The 14,448-nt window shown below is 69.4% G+C and carries 11 protein-coding genes and 1 pseudogene; 5 read left to right on the plus strand and 7 right to left on the minus strand.

All coding sequences use genetic code 11. The annotated features are described in order from the left end of the window. Positions 1–479 (minus strand): annotated as a pseudogene (locus tag BDIM_RS07385) (hypothetical protein); the annotation flags it as partial. A gap of 14 nt (positions 480–493) precedes the next feature. Here BDIM_RS07385 and BDIM_RS07390 point away from each other — a divergent pair. From BDIM_RS07390 to BDIM_RS07405, 4 genes are all read left to right on the plus strand, one after another. Further along, complete coding sequence (locus BDIM_RS07390; protein ID WP_050796666.1) at positions 494–733, plus strand: DUF2933 domain-containing protein; 240 nt, start codon at positions 494–496, stop codon at positions 731–733. A gap of 2 nt (positions 734–735) precedes the next feature. Continuing rightward, positions 736–1,371 carry a methyltransferase family protein gene (locus BDIM_RS07395; protein WP_040345395.1) on the plus strand — a complete coding sequence of 212 codons (636 nt, stop codon included), beginning with the start codon at positions 736–738 and terminating at the stop codon, positions 1,369–1,371. Positions 1,372–1,426: 55 nt separating this feature from the next. Beyond that, positions 1,427–3,802, plus strand: coding sequence for a heavy metal translocating P-type ATPase (locus BDIM_RS07400; RefSeq protein ID WP_003164947.1), 2,376 nt, complete (start codon positions 1,427–1,429; stop codon positions 3,800–3,802). A 250-nt stretch (positions 3,803–4,052) separates the two neighbouring features. Beyond that, positions 4,053–5,123: a type II glyceraldehyde-3-phosphate dehydrogenase gene (locus BDIM_RS07405; RefSeq protein WP_003164948.1), complete on the plus strand. Its 1,071-nt coding sequence runs from the start codon at positions 4,053–4,055 to the stop codon at positions 5,121–5,123. Between the two features lie 148 nt (positions 5,124–5,271). Here BDIM_RS07405 and BDIM_RS07410 read toward each other — a convergent pair whose 3' ends face one another. Beyond that, positions 5,272–5,547 carry a metal-sensitive transcriptional regulator gene (locus BDIM_RS07410; RefSeq protein ID WP_003164950.1) on the minus strand — a complete coding sequence of 92 codons (276 nt, stop codon included), beginning with the start codon at positions 5,545–5,547 and terminating at the stop codon, positions 5,272–5,274. 101 nt (positions 5,548–5,648) lie between these two features. Between BDIM_RS07410 and BDIM_RS07415 the strand changes: the two genes are divergently transcribed. Next, positions 5,649–8,015, plus strand: a complete 2,367-nt coding sequence (locus BDIM_RS07415) for a heavy metal translocating P-type ATPase (protein WP_040345397.1) — start codon at positions 5,649–5,651, stop codon at positions 8,013–8,015. Here BDIM_RS07415 and BDIM_RS07420 read toward each other — a convergent pair. The 5 genes from BDIM_RS07420 to BDIM_RS07440 all read right to left on the minus strand — a co-directional run. Continuing rightward, complete coding sequence (locus BDIM_RS07420; RefSeq protein ID WP_003164953.1) at positions 8,012–8,509, minus strand: SRPBCC family protein; 498 nt, start codon at positions 8,507–8,509, stop codon at positions 8,012–8,014. The two genes, BDIM_RS07415 and BDIM_RS07420, sit on opposite strands and share 4 nt — an antisense overlap. Next, entirely contained in the window at positions 8,506–9,549 is a 1,044-nt protein-coding gene (locus BDIM_RS07425) for a hydroxyacid dehydrogenase (RefSeq protein ID WP_003164954.1), read from the minus strand. The genes BDIM_RS07420 and BDIM_RS07425 overlap by 4 nt, the downstream gene beginning before the upstream one ends. A gap of 11 nt (positions 9,550–9,560) precedes the next feature. After that, positions 9,561–10,463, minus strand: coding sequence for a universal stress protein (locus tag BDIM_RS07430; RefSeq protein ID WP_040345400.1), 903 nt, complete (start codon positions 10,461–10,463; stop codon positions 9,561–9,563). After that, the gene (locus BDIM_RS07435; RefSeq protein WP_003164955.1) at positions 10,460–13,390 is read right to left on the minus strand and encodes a beta-phosphoglucomutase family hydrolase; all 2,931 of its coding nucleotides are present in this window, start codon (positions 13,388–13,390) and stop codon (positions 10,460–10,462) included. Before BDIM_RS07435 ends, BDIM_RS07430 begins: the two co-directional genes overlap by 4 nt. A 503-nt stretch (positions 13,391–13,893) precedes the next feature. After that, positions 13,894–14,448: putative PEP-binding protein (locus BDIM_RS07440; RefSeq protein WP_345908506.1), on the minus strand; the 555-nt coding region annotated here is incomplete at its 5' end.

Below are 14,448 nucleotides of genomic sequence, written 5' to 3' on the forward strand. Positions count from 1 at the left end.
GCGAGCGGCGCGAGCGCCGCCACGGCCGCGAGGACCGCCTCCGTGACAAGCGTCGCCGCGCAGAAACGCGGCCCGCCATGAACCACCCGATGGCCCACGGCGGCGATCGGTCCGGGCAGGCGCATCTCAAGCCACCCGAGGAGGTCCGGCGCCGAAGTCCGAGGCCAGGGCTCGTCTGAAAGAACCGCCCCGGCCGGGTCATAACTCAGCAGTCGGGGCGCCTCGCCGTGCATTTCGATCCGGCCGCGCAGACAGGGCGCCAGTCCGCCCGGCCCCTGATCGAAAACGCCGAACTTGCAGGTCGAGGACCCGCTGTTGAGAGCAAGAATGAACGGCATGCCCGACTGCACTCCCCACCTGACCGCGACCCAGCTGTCCACGTCTGACGCTGACGACGGGCGGCTCTTACGATCGTCGACGCCACGCGTCCGTAATGTTTGGCCGGGTGGGGCGTCAGATGACGGGATGGTGTTCAGCACGGAAGGCGCCTCGCATGACCTCCAAATCCCCGGCCGCCGGCCGGGTCTTCAGGCTTCTGACCCTGGGCGCCTTCGCGGCGGGGCTGGCCTATCTGCTGATCGGCGAGCACCGGGTTCACCTGCTCGGCTGGGCGCCGTTCCTGCTGTTGCTGCTCTGTCCCCTGCTGCACATGACCATGCATGGCGGCCATGGCGGGGGGCACGGCCCCGACCACCCGGGCGACCGCGCCCGTCCCCCAGCTCCGGAGGCCTGATCATGGCGGAACCGCAAACGTACGGGCTCTGGTCGCTGGTGGCCCTCAACTCCATCCTGTTCATCTTTTTCGCCTTCACCTTCTTCAAGCCGAAGACGGCGAGGGACTGGCGCGCCTTCGGCGCCTTCAGCGCCTTCCTGATCGCCTTCTTCACCGAGATGTACGGTTTCCCGCTGACGATCTTTCTGTTGGCCGGTTGGTTACAGAGCCGCTTTCCCGGCGTGGACTGGTGGTCCCATGACGCCGGACACCTGCTTGAGATGATGTTCGGCTGGCGAGCGCACCCGCACTTCGGGCCCTTCCATATTCTCAGCTTGGTTCTCGTTGGCGGCGGGTTCTGGCTCCTCTCCGCGGCATGGCCGGTGCTCTATAGCGCGCAACGAGAAGGCCGGCTGGCGACGACCGGTCCCTACCGGTCAATCCGCCACCCGCAGTATGCCGGTTTCGTGCTGATCATGATCGGCTTTTTGCTTCAATGGCCGACGCTGCTCACCCTGGCGATGTTCCCGGCGCTGGTCATCCTGTACTGGCGCCTCGCCATGGCGGAGGAGCGAGAGACCGCCGCCCGCTTCGGCCCGGCCTGGAGCGCTTACCGGCAGGCTACGCCCGCGTTCGTTCCCCGCCTACGCCCCCTGTAGGGCGCGGAATCCCACCGACCTCACGACTGAACTGCTTTCGACTGGAATTTCCTTCATGCATACTACTACCGTCGATGTTTCCGGTTTCAGCACGCCGCTGGATTCACTGGTGATCGAGAAGCACCTGCGGGGCCTGAAGGGCGTGCTGGAAGCCGCCGCCAACTTCGGCTCGGCGACCGCGACGATCCGATATGACGAAGCCCTGGTCAGCCAGGTCGAACTGGAACAGGCGGTGCGGGATTGCGGCTTCCACTGCCGCGGCGAGGTCGTGCCGCGTCACATCTGCGTCCCGCATGAGGAGGTCGTGGACGCCCGGTCGCACCTCCAGCATCCCGCAGCTCCGGCGGCCGCCCATGAGGGCCACGCGCCCTCTGCTCATCCTGCCCAAGCCGGCGCCGACGACATGGCCGAGATGGGGCACGGCCCCGGCATGGACATGCAGGCCATGGCCCGGGACATGCGCAACCGCTTCCTCTTCGCCGTCGCCTTCACCCTCCCGATCTTCCTGCTCGCCCCGATGGGCATGGACTTCATGCGAGTGGAGCCGCCGTTCGGCCTGCCGCTGAAGCCCCTGCTGTTCGTCCTGGCCAGCGCCGCCATCCTCTATCCGGGCTGGCCCTTCTACATCGCCGCCGTCCGGGCCCTGCGACGCGGTGTGCTCAACATGGCGGTGCTGGTCCTGCTCAGCGTCGGCACCGGCTACCTGTTCAGCGTCGGCGCCACCTTCTTCTACGACGCGCCCGACTTCTACGAAGCCTCGGCCCTGCTGCTGGTCTTCATCCTGATGGGCCACTGGCTGGAGATGCGGGCGCGGGCCGGCGCCTCGGACGCCATCCGCAGGCTGATGGACCTGGCGCCGCCCACCGCCCGGGTGCTGCGCGACGGCGTCGAGGTCGAGGTCGCGACCTCCGCCGTGCTGGTGGGCGACCGGGTGGTCGTCCGGCCGGGCGGCCGCATCCCCGTGGACGGCGTGATCGAGGACGGCGGCTCCGAGGTCGACGAATCCATGCTGACCGGAGAATCCCTGCCCGTGACCAAGGGCGCCGGCGATTCCGTGACCGGCGGCGCGATCAACAAGACCGGCGCCTTCCGCTATCGGGCGACGCGGGTAGGCGCCGACACCGCCCTGGCGCAGATCGTCAAGCTGGTGCAGGAGGCGCAGAACTCCAAGGCCCCGGCCCAGTTGCTCGCGGACCGCGCCTCCCAGTGGCTTGTGCTGGCCGCTGTCGTCATCGGCCTGCTCACCTTCGGCGTCTGGTTCTGGGCCCTGGGCCAGACCCTGCTGTTCGCCCTGACCCTGACCATCACCGTCTTCGTCATCGCCTGCCCCGACGCTCTTGGCCTGGCCACGCCCATGGCGATCATGGTGGGCACGGGGCTGGGGGCGCGCCACGGCGTGCTGATCAAGAACGCCGCCGCTCTCGAGCATGCCGTCAAGCTGGACGTCATCGTCTTCGACAAGACCGGCACCCTGACCCTGGGCGCGCCGAAAGTGGTCCAGGTCACCCCCGCCGCCGGAGTGGACGAGACCGACCTGCTGACCACGGCCGCGGCCCTGGAGCGAGGATCCGAACACCACATCGCCAAGGCCGTGCTGGAGCGGACGAAGGACCTCCCCGAACTGGCCGCTGCCGGCTTCGAATCCTTCGGGGGCAAGGGACTTCGGGCGACCGTGGCCGGGCGGACCGTCCTCTCCGGCAACCGCATGCTCATGGCCGACAACGGCGTCGAGCTCGGCGAGCTGGCGACGGAATCCGAACGGCTGCAGGGCGCCGGCCGCACCGTAGTCCATATCGCCCGCGACGGGCGGGTCATCGGTCTGATCGCCGTGGCCGACGCCGTCCGCCCCACCGCGGCGGCGACCATCCGGCGACTGCAGGCCCTGGGCGTCAAGGTGGCCATGATGACCGGCGACAACCTCGGCACCGCACGGCGTATCGCCGGTGAACTGGGGATCGACATCGTGCTGGCGGAGGTCCTGCCCGGCGACAAGGCGCTCAAGGTGAAGGAACTCCAGGCCGCGGGCCACAGGGTCGGCATGGTTGGCGACGGGGTCAACGACGCCCCGGCCCTGACCCAGGCCGACGTCGGCTTCGCCATCGGCGCCGGCACCGACGTCGCCATAGAGAGCGCCGACGTGGTGCTGATGCGCAGCGACCCCGCCGACGTGGTCAAGGCCATCGAGCTGTCGCGCGCCACCCTGCGCAAGATGCATCAGAACCTGTGGTGGGCGGTCGGCTACAATCTCATCGCCTTTCCCCTGGCCGCGGGAGTCCTCTATCCCTTCACCCTCAGCCCCGAGATCGCCGCCCTGTCGATGTCCGGCAGTTCGGTGCTGGTGGCGGTCAACGCCCTGATGCTCAAGCGTCTGCGGCTGGGCGCCGGCATGGACGTCCAGCCGCCGTCGCGGTCAGCCGTAACGCAGGCGTAGCGTCGCCCCCTGCGGCATGGTCCGCCCGGCGCCGCAGGCCTGTCGTTCGCCTATGCAGACGAGGGGTCCTCCGCCGCTCCGGGATACGCAAGCGGTCCGGCGGCGTGCGATAAGGTCGCCGCCTCGCCTGTAATCCCGCGGCGGGGGCTGCGTCTTCTTAAGGAGAACACACGCGCGCAGCGAGGGGTCGCCGTCCTCCTGCGCCGATGGGCTGGCCAGAGCCCATGCCCAACGGACGAGGACAGCGATCATGGTTCACTCGGATATTATCCGCGTCGGGGTAAATGGATACGGCGTGATCGGCAAGCGCGTGGCCGCCGCCGTCAGACAGCAGGACGACATGATCCTCGTGGGCGTCGCCGACGTCAGCGCCGACTGGCGCCTGCGTCTTGCGGCCCGGATGGGTTTCTCCCTCTACGGCGCCGCCCCCGGGGCCGCCCTGGCGATGCAACGGGCCGGTCTCCCTGTGGCGGGCGATCTGGACGACCTGATCGCGTCGGTCGATGTCATGGTGGACTGCACGCCCAAGGGGATCGGCGCCGCCAACGCGGAGGTCTACCGGCGCAAGGACAAGCCCTTCATCGTCCAGGGCGGCGAGAAGCACGAAGTCGCCGGTCACTCCTTCGTGGCCGAGTCGAGCTACGCAGGCGCGCTCGGACGGCCGGCGACCAGGGTTGTCTCGTGCAACACCACGTCGATCGTGCGCACTCTCACCGCGCTCAAACAGGCGGGATTGCTGCGCCGGGCGCGGGGGACGCTGCTGCGGCGGGCCACCGATCCCTGGGAGAGCGACCGGGGCGGCATCATGAACACGCTGGCGCCCGAGCCCCAGATTCCGAGCCACCAGGGCCCCGATGCGCAGAGCGTCGATCCCGACCTGGATGTCGTGACCATGGCGGTCAAGGTCCCCGAGACGATCGCTCATCTGCATTACTGGTCGGTGCAGATGACCCGTGCGGCGGACAAGGCTGAGGTGGTCGCGGCCTTCCTCGCCTCCTCGCGCATCGCGGCGATCCGGATGGATGACGGCTTGACGGCGCTCAACAGCGTCAAGGAACTGATGGCCGACCTCGGCCGCCCGCATGACAATCTCTATGAAGTGGCGCTCTGGACCGACATGCTCCGCGTCCAGGGCGACGAGCTCTTCTACGCCTACATGGTCGACAACCAGGCCATCGTCATTCCCGAGACCATCGACGCCATCCGGGCCCTCTCCGGCCGGATCGCCGCGCCGGCCGTGTCGATCGCCAGGACCGACTCCAGCCTCGGCATCGGCGCTCTCGACCGGTTGGGTCCGCCGGACCAGGTCGGGGACTCATAAGCTCCGAGCCGGCGCAGCGGCCAGGGCGATGAGAATAGAGGAGCGAATATCCGGATCTCCAGATGGAGAAGGTCGCACCAGCAATGACCCGCGCGCCCGCGGACATTACGCACGACACGGCAAGGTCCGGCCCGACGTCTTTCCGCGGCTAGGTCAGGGCCCGATCCAGCACAGCCATGAGTTCGGCGGCCTTGGCCCGCCGCTCCGCCTCGTTCCCATCCACCAGCGCGCCGGTCACACAGTGATCCAGGTGGTCCTTGAGGATTTCGGTTTCCACCCGCCGAAGCGCCGCGCGTACGGCCTGCAGCTGGGTGAGGACGTCGATGCAGTAGCGGTCCTCGTCGACCATGCGGGCGATGCCCCGCACCTGCCCTTCGATGCGGCTGAGGCGGTTGAGCAGCTTCGGCTTGTCGTTATGGTCCAAGAGCGTCCTCCCTTGCCCGCGCGAGCATACCCCCTCGGGGTATTGGAAAATATACCGCGAGGGGTATATCAGATTACCACACGCTGTGGAGTTCTCCGGCCATGTCGAACGCCCCTTCCCACCCCGATCACCACCACGCCCACGCTTCTCACGCGGGCCATGGCGAGCCCCCTCCCGCCGGCAAGGTCCTCGACCCGGTCTGCGGCATGACCGTGGATCCGGAGACGACCGCGCACCGCGCCGAGTTCGACGGCAAGCCCTTCTTCTTCTGCTCGGCCGGCTGCCGGACCAAGTTCGTCGCCGAGCCGGCCCGCTATCTCGACGGCGGCAAGACCGAGGCGCCCGTAGCGCCGGCCGGGACCGTCTACACCTGCCCCATGCACCCGGAGATCCGCCAGGTCGGGCCGGGCTCCTGCCCGATCTGCGGCATGGCGCTCGAACCCGAACTGGTCACCGCCGCCAGCGCCCCGAACCCGGAGCTCACGGACTTCACGCGCCGGTTCTGGATCGGGCTGGCGCTGTCCGTTCCGGTGTTGGCCCTGGAGATGGGCGGCCACCTCACCGGGCTGATGATGAGCATGAGCGGCCAGACCTCGGCCTGGATCCAGTTCGCGCTCGCCACCCCGGTCGTGCTCTGGTCCGGCTGGCCCTTCTTCGAACGCGGCGCCAGGTCGCTGGTCACCCGCCATCTGAACATGTTCACCCTGATCGCCATGGGCGTCGGCGTGGCCTGGATCTACAGCGTCGTGGCGACCGTCGCGCCCCATCTGTTCCCGCCCGCCTTCCGCCGCGCCGACGGCAGCGTGCCGATCTATTTCGAGGCCGCGGCCGTCATCACTGTGCTGGTGCTGCTGGGCCAGGTCCTGGAACTGCGCGCGCGTGAGCAGACGTCCGGGGCCATCAGGGCCCTGCTGGATCTTGCGCCCAAGACCGCGCGTCGGGTCCGCGCCGACCGGACCGACGAGGAGGTCGGGCTCGACCAGATCCTGGTGGGCGACAACCTGCGCGTCCGCCCCGGCGAGAAGGTCCCGGTCGACGGCGAACTCGTCGAGGGCCGGGTGGCGATCGACGAGTCCATGGTCACAGGCGAGTCCATGCCGGTGACCAAGGAGCCCGGCGACAAGGTGATCGGGGGCGCCATCAACAAGACCGGCTCCTTCGTCATGCGGGCCGAGAAGGTCGGCGCCGACACCCTGCTCTCCCAGATCGTGCAGATGGTCGCCCAGGCCCAGCGGAGCCGGGCCCCCATCCAGCGCATGGCCGACCTGGTCTCCGGCTGGTTCGTGCCCGCGGTGATCCTGGTGGCGGCGATCGCGTTTGCGGTCTGGGCGAGCGTCGGACCGGAGCCGCGCTTCGCCTTCGCCCTGGTCGCGGCGGTATCGGTGCTGATCATCGCCTGCCCCTGCGCGCTGGGCCTCGCCACGCCGCTGTCGATCATGGTCGGCGTGGGCCGCGGCGCCCAGGCCGGGGTGCTGATCAAGAACGCCGAGGCGCTGGAGCGTTTCGAGAAGATCGACACCATCGTCATCGACAAGACCGGCACCCTGACCGAGGGCCGTCCGGCCGTGATCGCCATACACCCGGCGGCCGGCTTCAAGGAGGCCGAACTGCTACGGCTGGCCGCCAGCCTGGAGCGCGGCAGCGAGCATCCCCTGGCCGACGCCATCCTGCGCGCCGCGACCGAACGCAAGCTCGCCCTCGTCGAGCCGATGGACTTCGATTCTCCGGTCGGCAAGGGGGTTCTGGGCCGGATTGACGGCCGCCGCGTGAGCCTGGGCTCGGGCAAGTTCATGGCCGAGCAGGGCGTCGACACCTCCACCCTGGACGCGGAGGCCGAGAGCCTTCGCGCCGACGGCGCCACGGCGATCTTCGCGGCGGTCGACGGCGCCCTGGCCGGCGTCTTCGCCATCGCCGATCCGATCAAGGCCACCACGCTTCGGGCCGTTCAGGCCCTGCAGGCCGAAGGCGTGCGGCTGGTGATGATGACCGGAGACAACCGCACCACGGCGCTGGCCGTCGCCCGCCAGCTCGGGATCACCGAGGTCGAGGCCGAGGTGCTGCCGCAGGACAAGGCCGCTGTCGTCCAGCGGCTGCGGGCCGAGGGGCGCAAGGTCGCTATGGCCGGAGACGGGGTGAACGACGCCCCCGCCCTGGCCGCCGCCGAGGTGGGCGTCGCCATGGGCGCCGGATCCGACGTCGCCATCGAAAGCGCCGGGGTCACCCTGCTGAAGGGGGACCTGCAGGGGCTGGTCAAGGCGCGGCGGCTGTCGCACGCGGTGATGAGCAATATCCGCCAGAACCTGTTCTTCGCCTTCGCCTACAACGTGGCGGGCGTGCCGATCGCGGCCGGGTTGCTCTATCCGGTGTTCGGATGGCTGCTGTCGCCCGCCATCGCCGCCGGCGCCATGGCCCTGTCCAGCGTCAGCGTGGTGACCAATGCACTCAGGCTCAGGGGCGTCCGGCTCTAGCCGGCGCTCGCGGACACCGCGCCGAAGGCGCGGCGGGCGTCACCCACCATGCGTTCCACGCACCAACGGGCGTAGGCGTCCGCCAGGCCGGGGACGAGGCGCCCGGGGCCGCGGGGCGCAGGGTCGTAGTCGATCCAGACCCGCAATCCGGCCCCGCCACGGATCGGCGTGGTCTGGAAGCCCATCTCGTAGTCGCCGATGATTATCAGCCGCGGCCGGCCCACGGTGCGCCAGACCTTGCGCCGCGGCGGCGCGCGCTCGGTCACCACCTCGTCGACGAAGAGCCCGAGACCGAACGCCCGGCCGCCCATCCGGATATGCGAGCCGACCGCCTGTCCCCGGCCCGCGTCGAAGTCATAGGTCATCCGCCCCCCGCCCATCATCATCGACGGGCGGGCCATGTGCGCGGCCAGGCGGGTCTGGTCGTCGAGATGGGCGAACAGCCGTTCCGGGGTCGCGGCGACCTGGACGGAGGCCTGCCTGTGGCGAGTCATGGACGGGTCTCCGCGACATCCCCCGCCGCCCCGGACGGGACCACCAGGTTCTGGGGCTCGCCCCGGGCGAAGGCTTCGATGTTGTCGAGCGTCGTGCCGACGATCCGCCCTAGGGCCTCGGCCGTGTCATAGGCGATGTGAGGCGTGACCACGACATTGGGCAGGCGCAGGAGCGTGTTGGCGGCCACCAGGGCGCGCAGGCGTTCGGCCGGCAGCGGCGTGTCCATGCGGAAGATCTCCGCCTCTTCGCGCAGGAGCGGCTCCTCGGAGAGGACGTCCAGCCCCGCCCCGGCCAGACGTCCGCTGCTCAGGGCGCGCACCAGGGCCGCGGCGTTCACCACCCCGCCGCGCGCCGTGTTGATCAGCACGCAGCCCGGCTTCATCACCGCGAACTGGGCGTCCGAGATCAGGTCGCGGGTCTGCGGCCCGCCCGGCGCGTGCAGGCTCACCACGTCGGCCAAGCGCAACAGGTCGTCCAGGGTCACATAGTCGAAGCCCAGCTCGGCGGCCGCGGCGGGATCAGGGTGCGGGTCGGCCGCCAGCGCCGTCATGCCGAAGCCGCGGGCGATGCGGATCACCCGCCGGCCGATGCGTCCGGCCCCAACCACGCCCAGGGTGCGGCCCTCGAGGTCGAAACCCCGCAGCCCCTCGACGTGGAAATCCCCCCGACGCGTCCTGTCGGCGGCCTCGACGACATGCCGCGAGACCGCGAGCAGCAGGGCGAAGGCGTGCTCGGCCACCGTCGGGTCGCCATAGTCCGGCACATTGCAGACCGCCACCCCGCGCGCGCGGCAGGCCTCAAGATCGATATGGTCGAAACCGGTGGAGCGCGTGGCGACCAGCCGCAACCGGGGCAGCGCCGCGATCACCGCCGCCGAGACCTCCGAGCCGACGAAGGGGCTCACCACCTCGGCTTCAACATAGTCCGGCGCGGTCTGCGGCGTCAGGCGCCCCGCGGTGCAGCGCACCCGGTGCCCCGGCTCCAGCCGCAGGCAGGCCTGGTGTTCCCACTCCGCCGCTTCGAATACCGCCACATCCATCCTGCCTGCTCCTATTGCGCCGCCGGCGCGGCGCGTGGCGCGCCGGCCGCCCCAGAGTTCCGGGGGCTGTTTGACCCGCCGCCCGCTCGGACGCGCACCACCATCGCGGGACAGGCCGCTTCACGCACGACAGCCTTGAGGGTCTCGGCGCGCTCGGGCGCCCAAATCCCCCTCCAGGTCAGGATGATGAGGTCGACGGATTCTTCACGCGCCACTCGCAGGATTTCTGACGCCGGAGAGCCGCGAGCGAGCAGCAGCCGGACGCGCAGGTCGGAGAGCGGGCATATGCAGGCGAGCCGTTCCATGAATTCGACCGCCCACGCCGGCCACTCGTGCTGGGGCTGATCCAGGTAGAAGGGCGACGTCAGCGAGCCCCGCGCCTGGGGACTGGCGGGGCCTGGCGCGGCGACCAGGAGCACCAGGAGGTCGGCGTCCGCGCGGCGCGCGAGCTCTACGCCGGGTTTCACGGCATCGCTGGCGGCCGAGGTCCCCTCGTGCGGGAGCAAAACCTTTCTCAGCCGCCAGTCCTGCAGCGGTTGCGCGGGGTTGACCAGGATCACGGGGCAGGATGCCCCGCGCAGCACGGAAAGAGCAGTCCCGCCGACCTTCCCGGCCGGGCTGCCCGGCGCGGTGTGGGTGCAAAGCACGATAACACGGGCGTGAAGATCGTCGGCCGCTGCGAGGATCGCGGCGGCGGGTTCGCCGGTGCGAGTCTCGAGACTGGCGCCGTGCAGGTCCTCGGCGGCAAGCCCGAGTCGAGGCGCGATCTCCGCCGCAGCAGACGCCTGCTCGGCGACATGCAGGATGCGGACGGCCGCGTGCTCCAGACCCGAGAACACCTTGGCCACGGATAGCGCCGGGAGGGCGTCGGCCATCCCGTCCAATGGAACGAGGATCACGGGCTGATCGCTCACGGCGCAATTCCTGGCGCGGCTCCAATGCGCGCGCGGTCGTCCGGAAGCTTGAGCTCGTGATCCTTGCCGCGCCACTTGAAACGCAACGACACTCCTCGCCATTGCGGCGGCAGGTTCGGCTGATGCTCGGGCCCTTCCTCGGTGAACCGCAGGCCGGCGAAGCCGAACACCGCAGCCTGCCAGAGGCCCCCGAGGGCCGCCGCATGCACCCCGGCCGCGGCATTGCCCATGTTGTCCCCCAGGTCGATATCGCTCGCCTGTCGAAAGTAGCGCTCCGCGAGCCTCACGTCCCCGAGCCGCGCCGCGACCGCCGCATGGATCGCCGGACTGAGGGAGCTGCCGTGCGCGCAGCGCGGCTCGTAATAGCGGAAGTTGGCCTCCCGGACCTCCGGCGGGAAACGGTCCCACAGTAGATGCAGCAGCATCACGACATCCGGCTGCTTGATCGTCTTCGATTGGCGGATTCGCTCGCGACCGAGCAGCACGTCGATCGGCGCGTTGCGCGGCTCAAAGGCGGCGAGATCGATCTCCTCCAGTCCAAAGTAGCCCTGGAACTGCTCAAAGAGCCCGGTGCGCACGTCGAACCCCGTGTAAAGCTCCCGCGCCGCCGCACTCCAGGCAAGGGGCTCGGCCGCATCCATCGCCAGCGATTCCGAGAGCACACGCCACCGCTCTGGCCAGCGCTCGACCAGAAGCCGCGCCACGGCGTTCCCGGTCTCGAGATTCCACTGCGCCATGCCATTGGTGTAGGCGTCGTCGTCGACCGTCTCATGATACTCGTCCGGGCCCACCACGCCGCGGATGTGACGTAGGCCATCGCTTTCAAGCTTCGCGCGGCCGGCCCAGAAGCGGGCGGTCTCGAGGAGGATTTCGGCGCCGACGTCGAGCAGAAAACCTTCGTCCCTGGTCGCGCGCCAATAGGTCCAGACGCCGTAAGCGACGTCGGCGCTGATGTGCTGCTCCTGGTCGGCGAGCAGGATCGGGATGACCTCCCCATTCGGCGCGACAACGAAGGGCGGCGTCACGTCCTGACCGGTGTCTGCGGATTCCCAGGCATAGAAGGCGCCGCGCTCCCCATGGTGCGCGGCCTTGTCCCGAGCCGCCGGAAGCGTCCGATGGCGGTAGGTCAGAAGGGCCCTGGCCGCTTCCGGCCATGTCAGCACGTAGAACGGCAGCATGAAGATCTCGGTGTCCCAGAACACATGGCCTCCGTAGGCGGCGCCGGTGAGCGCCCGGGCGCCGATCGAGACGCGGTCATCGTCTGGGTCCACGGCGCTGAGCAGGTGATAGACCGCGAAGCGCAGCGCGCGCTGCGCGGCCGGGTCACCGTCGATGCCTATGTCGCTCGCCTCCCACCTGACCCTCCAGGCCTCCCGGTGGGCGGTGATCAGGGCCGACAAGCCTGTGTTGATCGCGCGGCCGGCCCGGCTGCGTGCGGCGACCTCCGGCTGATCCTGTTCCCTTGAGGTGCAAACGGCGACCACCCTGTCGAGTCGGTAGGTCTTCCCGAGTGCGAGCTCCAACACCATCGGCGGCCTGGGCGGGTGCCCAGACGCGGCGCTGCGGTCGCCGATCTCGCCGATCGCGCTTGCGGCGGCCAGCGCAATGACGCCGCCGTCGCCAAGTCGGCGCGTCGCCATCTCATCGAGAGGAACGTCCAGGCTTGCGGTCGCGCTGTAGTTCTCGGGCGCCACCGCAACCGACTGGATCAGGAGGCGCCGGTCGGCCTGGGAGGCAAGACGCAGCCCCCGCAGTCGGGTGATCCGACCGGCGGCGTCCTCGTGTCGCCACTCGCGCCAGAGAATCCCCTGCCGCATGTCGAGCATCCGGCGGTGCCTGAGGGTCCTGCCCGTATCCAGTCGGAGAGGCCGGCCCTCGATGGTCATGGAGAGCTTCGCCCAATCCGGCAGGATGGCAAGGCCGGGCGTCGCTCCCGGCTGCGCATCGAAGGCTCCGGCTACGAAAGTGGCGGGCGAGGACATCCCGCTTCCTTCCGCCAGCGACCCCCTGGAACCGAGATGGCCGTTTCCGATCGCGAAGATGGATTCCAGTTCGTGCTCCCGCGTGAGCGTGAAGCCTTCCTCCACGAGCAACCACTCGGGCGCGGCGCTGGGGGCCGCCGGCAGGCCCATGGGTGCGGCCGGCGCCGCCGGGACGATCCGCAGCTCCCCCAGATCCCGCACGACGAGCGAGGCGCCGTGCTGGCGCAGGACGGCGGCCTGCCCGGCTCGATCGACGCCGACGACGAGGCCGTAGCCCGCGGCCCGGATCGCCTCCACGCCGGCGATCGCATCCTCCACCCCGATGGCGCGCTTGGCGTCGACGCCGAGGAGCCGGGCGGCGTACACGAAGGTGTCCGGCGCGGACTTGCCGTTCAGCCCCTGGCGCTCCGCTTCGACACCGTCGACACATGCGTCGAACAGGTCCGCGAGCCCCGCCGCCTCGATCACGGCCGCGGCGTTCTTGCTGGATGTGACCGCCGCGGTCTTCAGGCCTGCCTCGCGCAGCCTGCGGATGAGTTCGAGGGAGCTTTCGAACACCTCGACGCCGGATCGGCCCAGGGCCTGGCGGAACATCTGGTTCTTGCGTGCGCCGAGACCGAATACCGTTTCACGGTCGGCGCGATCATCCGGCTGGCCCTCCGGCAAGGTTACCCCGCGCGACGCCAGAAAGCTGCGAATCCCTTCGTGGCGCGGCTTGCCGTCGACATAGGTGCGGTAGTCGCGCTCCACGTCGAAGGGCCGGAACGCCTCTCCCTTCGTTTCGGCCCGGCGCCGGAGAAAGGCGTCGAACAGCTTGCGCCAGGTGGCCGCGTGAAGTGTGGCGGTCCGGGTGACGACGCCGTCCAGATCGAACATGGCGGCGTCGAACGCGCGCGTGTCGAGGACAAGGCCCTGGTCGACTGTGATACCGTCCGGCTCACTCATGTCGCTGAGTTATCAACCGCAGGACCCGCCCGCGCCGATGGATCAACGTTACGCCGGTCGTGTCGGTTCCCGGTTTCCCTATGCGGGGACCGGCGCCGTTTTCCAGCGGCCTCGCCACTGGCGTCGCAAGAAAAACCAGTCGGCGGTGAACAGGGGTGCGCCATTGACGCCCCCTTGATGGAAGCCTGAAGCTCGCCCCTCGGACCAGGCCAGAAGGTCGATGACGGCCTCGCCGTCGCGGCGCTAAGGCGCTGGCGCGAGCCGCGATGCGCCCCTCCGCGTCCCATGCCTCGACCCCGGGAATCGACAGATCCCTGGCTCAGTCTCGCGCGACGGACGAGCCGAGGATCAGCCGGGGCGAACGTGCTGGGCCATGGACGTACCCGCCCGCCGTCTCAGCCGGTCGTCAAGGTATGCGGCGGGGTGTCCTGTGTGCAGTCTCCTCAGCCGCCGCTACGGCCTCTTTCACGGCCACGAAGCTGTCTGGATTGACCGAGATCGAGTCAATGCCCCGCTGGACGAGGAACTGGGCGAACTCGGGGGTTTTTGCTGGGCGCTTCTCCACAGAGCCCGACCTTCACGCCCGCATCATGCGCGGAGACGATGACCTGATCGATCATCCATTCGACGGCCGGATCCTGCTCGTTGAAGAGCGCCGCGAGTTCACCCGAGTCACGGTCGACGCCCAGCGTCAGCTGGGTGAGATCGTTGCTGCCGATCGAGAAGCCGTCGAACAGTTCGGCGAACTGACGGGCCAGGATCACGTTCGAAGGAATCTCGCACATCACATAGACCTGGAGCCCTTCCTCTCCGCGGACCAAACCGTTCTCGGCCATCACCTCCAGAACCCGACGCGCCTCATCGACCGTCCGGCAGAACGGGATCATCACGATGACGTTGCGCAGGCCCAGGTCCTCGCGCAGGCGGCGGATCGCCCGGCATTCCAGGGCGAAGCCTTCGCGGTAGCGCGGCGAGTAATAACGAGAGGCGCCGCGGAACCCGAGCATGGGGTTCTCCTCCTTCGGCTCGAAGCGGGCGCCGCCGATCAGATTGGCGTA

This window comes from Brevundimonas diminuta ATCC 11568 (assembly GCF_000204035.1).
GTDB lineage: Bacteria > Pseudomonadota > Alphaproteobacteria > Caulobacterales > Caulobacteraceae > Brevundimonas > Brevundimonas diminuta.

Excerpts from the sequence above, each read along its gene's own strand:
- BDIM_RS07390 (WP_050796666.1), top strand. The coding sequence starts at position 494 with ATGACCTCCAAATCCCCGGCCGCCGGCCGGGTCTTCAGGCTTCTGACC.
- BDIM_RS07395 (WP_040345395.1), top strand. The coding sequence starts at position 736 with ATGGCGGAACCGCAAACGTACGGGCTCTGGTCGCTGGTGGCCCTCAAC.
- BDIM_RS07400 (WP_003164947.1), top strand. The coding sequence starts at position 1,427 with ATGCATACTACTACCGTCGATGTTTCCGGTTTCAGCACGCCGCTGGAT.
- BDIM_RS07405 (WP_003164948.1), top strand. The coding sequence starts at position 4,053 with ATGGTTCACTCGGATATTATCCGCGTCGGGGTAAATGGATACGGCGTG.
- BDIM_RS07415 (WP_040345397.1), top strand. The coding sequence starts at position 5,649 with ATGTCGAACGCCCCTTCCCACCCCGATCACCACCACGCCCACGCTTCT.
- BDIM_RS07420 (WP_003164953.1), bottom strand. The coding sequence starts at position 8,509 with ATGACTCGCCACAGGCAGGCCTCCGTCCAGGTCGCCGCGACCCCGGAA.
- BDIM_RS07425 (WP_003164954.1), bottom strand. The coding sequence starts at position 9,549 with ATGGATGTGGCGGTATTCGAAGCGGCGGAGTGGGAACACCAGGCCTGC.
- BDIM_RS07435 (WP_003164955.1), bottom strand. The coding sequence starts at position 13,390 with ATGAGTGAGCCGGACGGTATCACAGTCGACCAGGGCCTTGTCCTCGAC.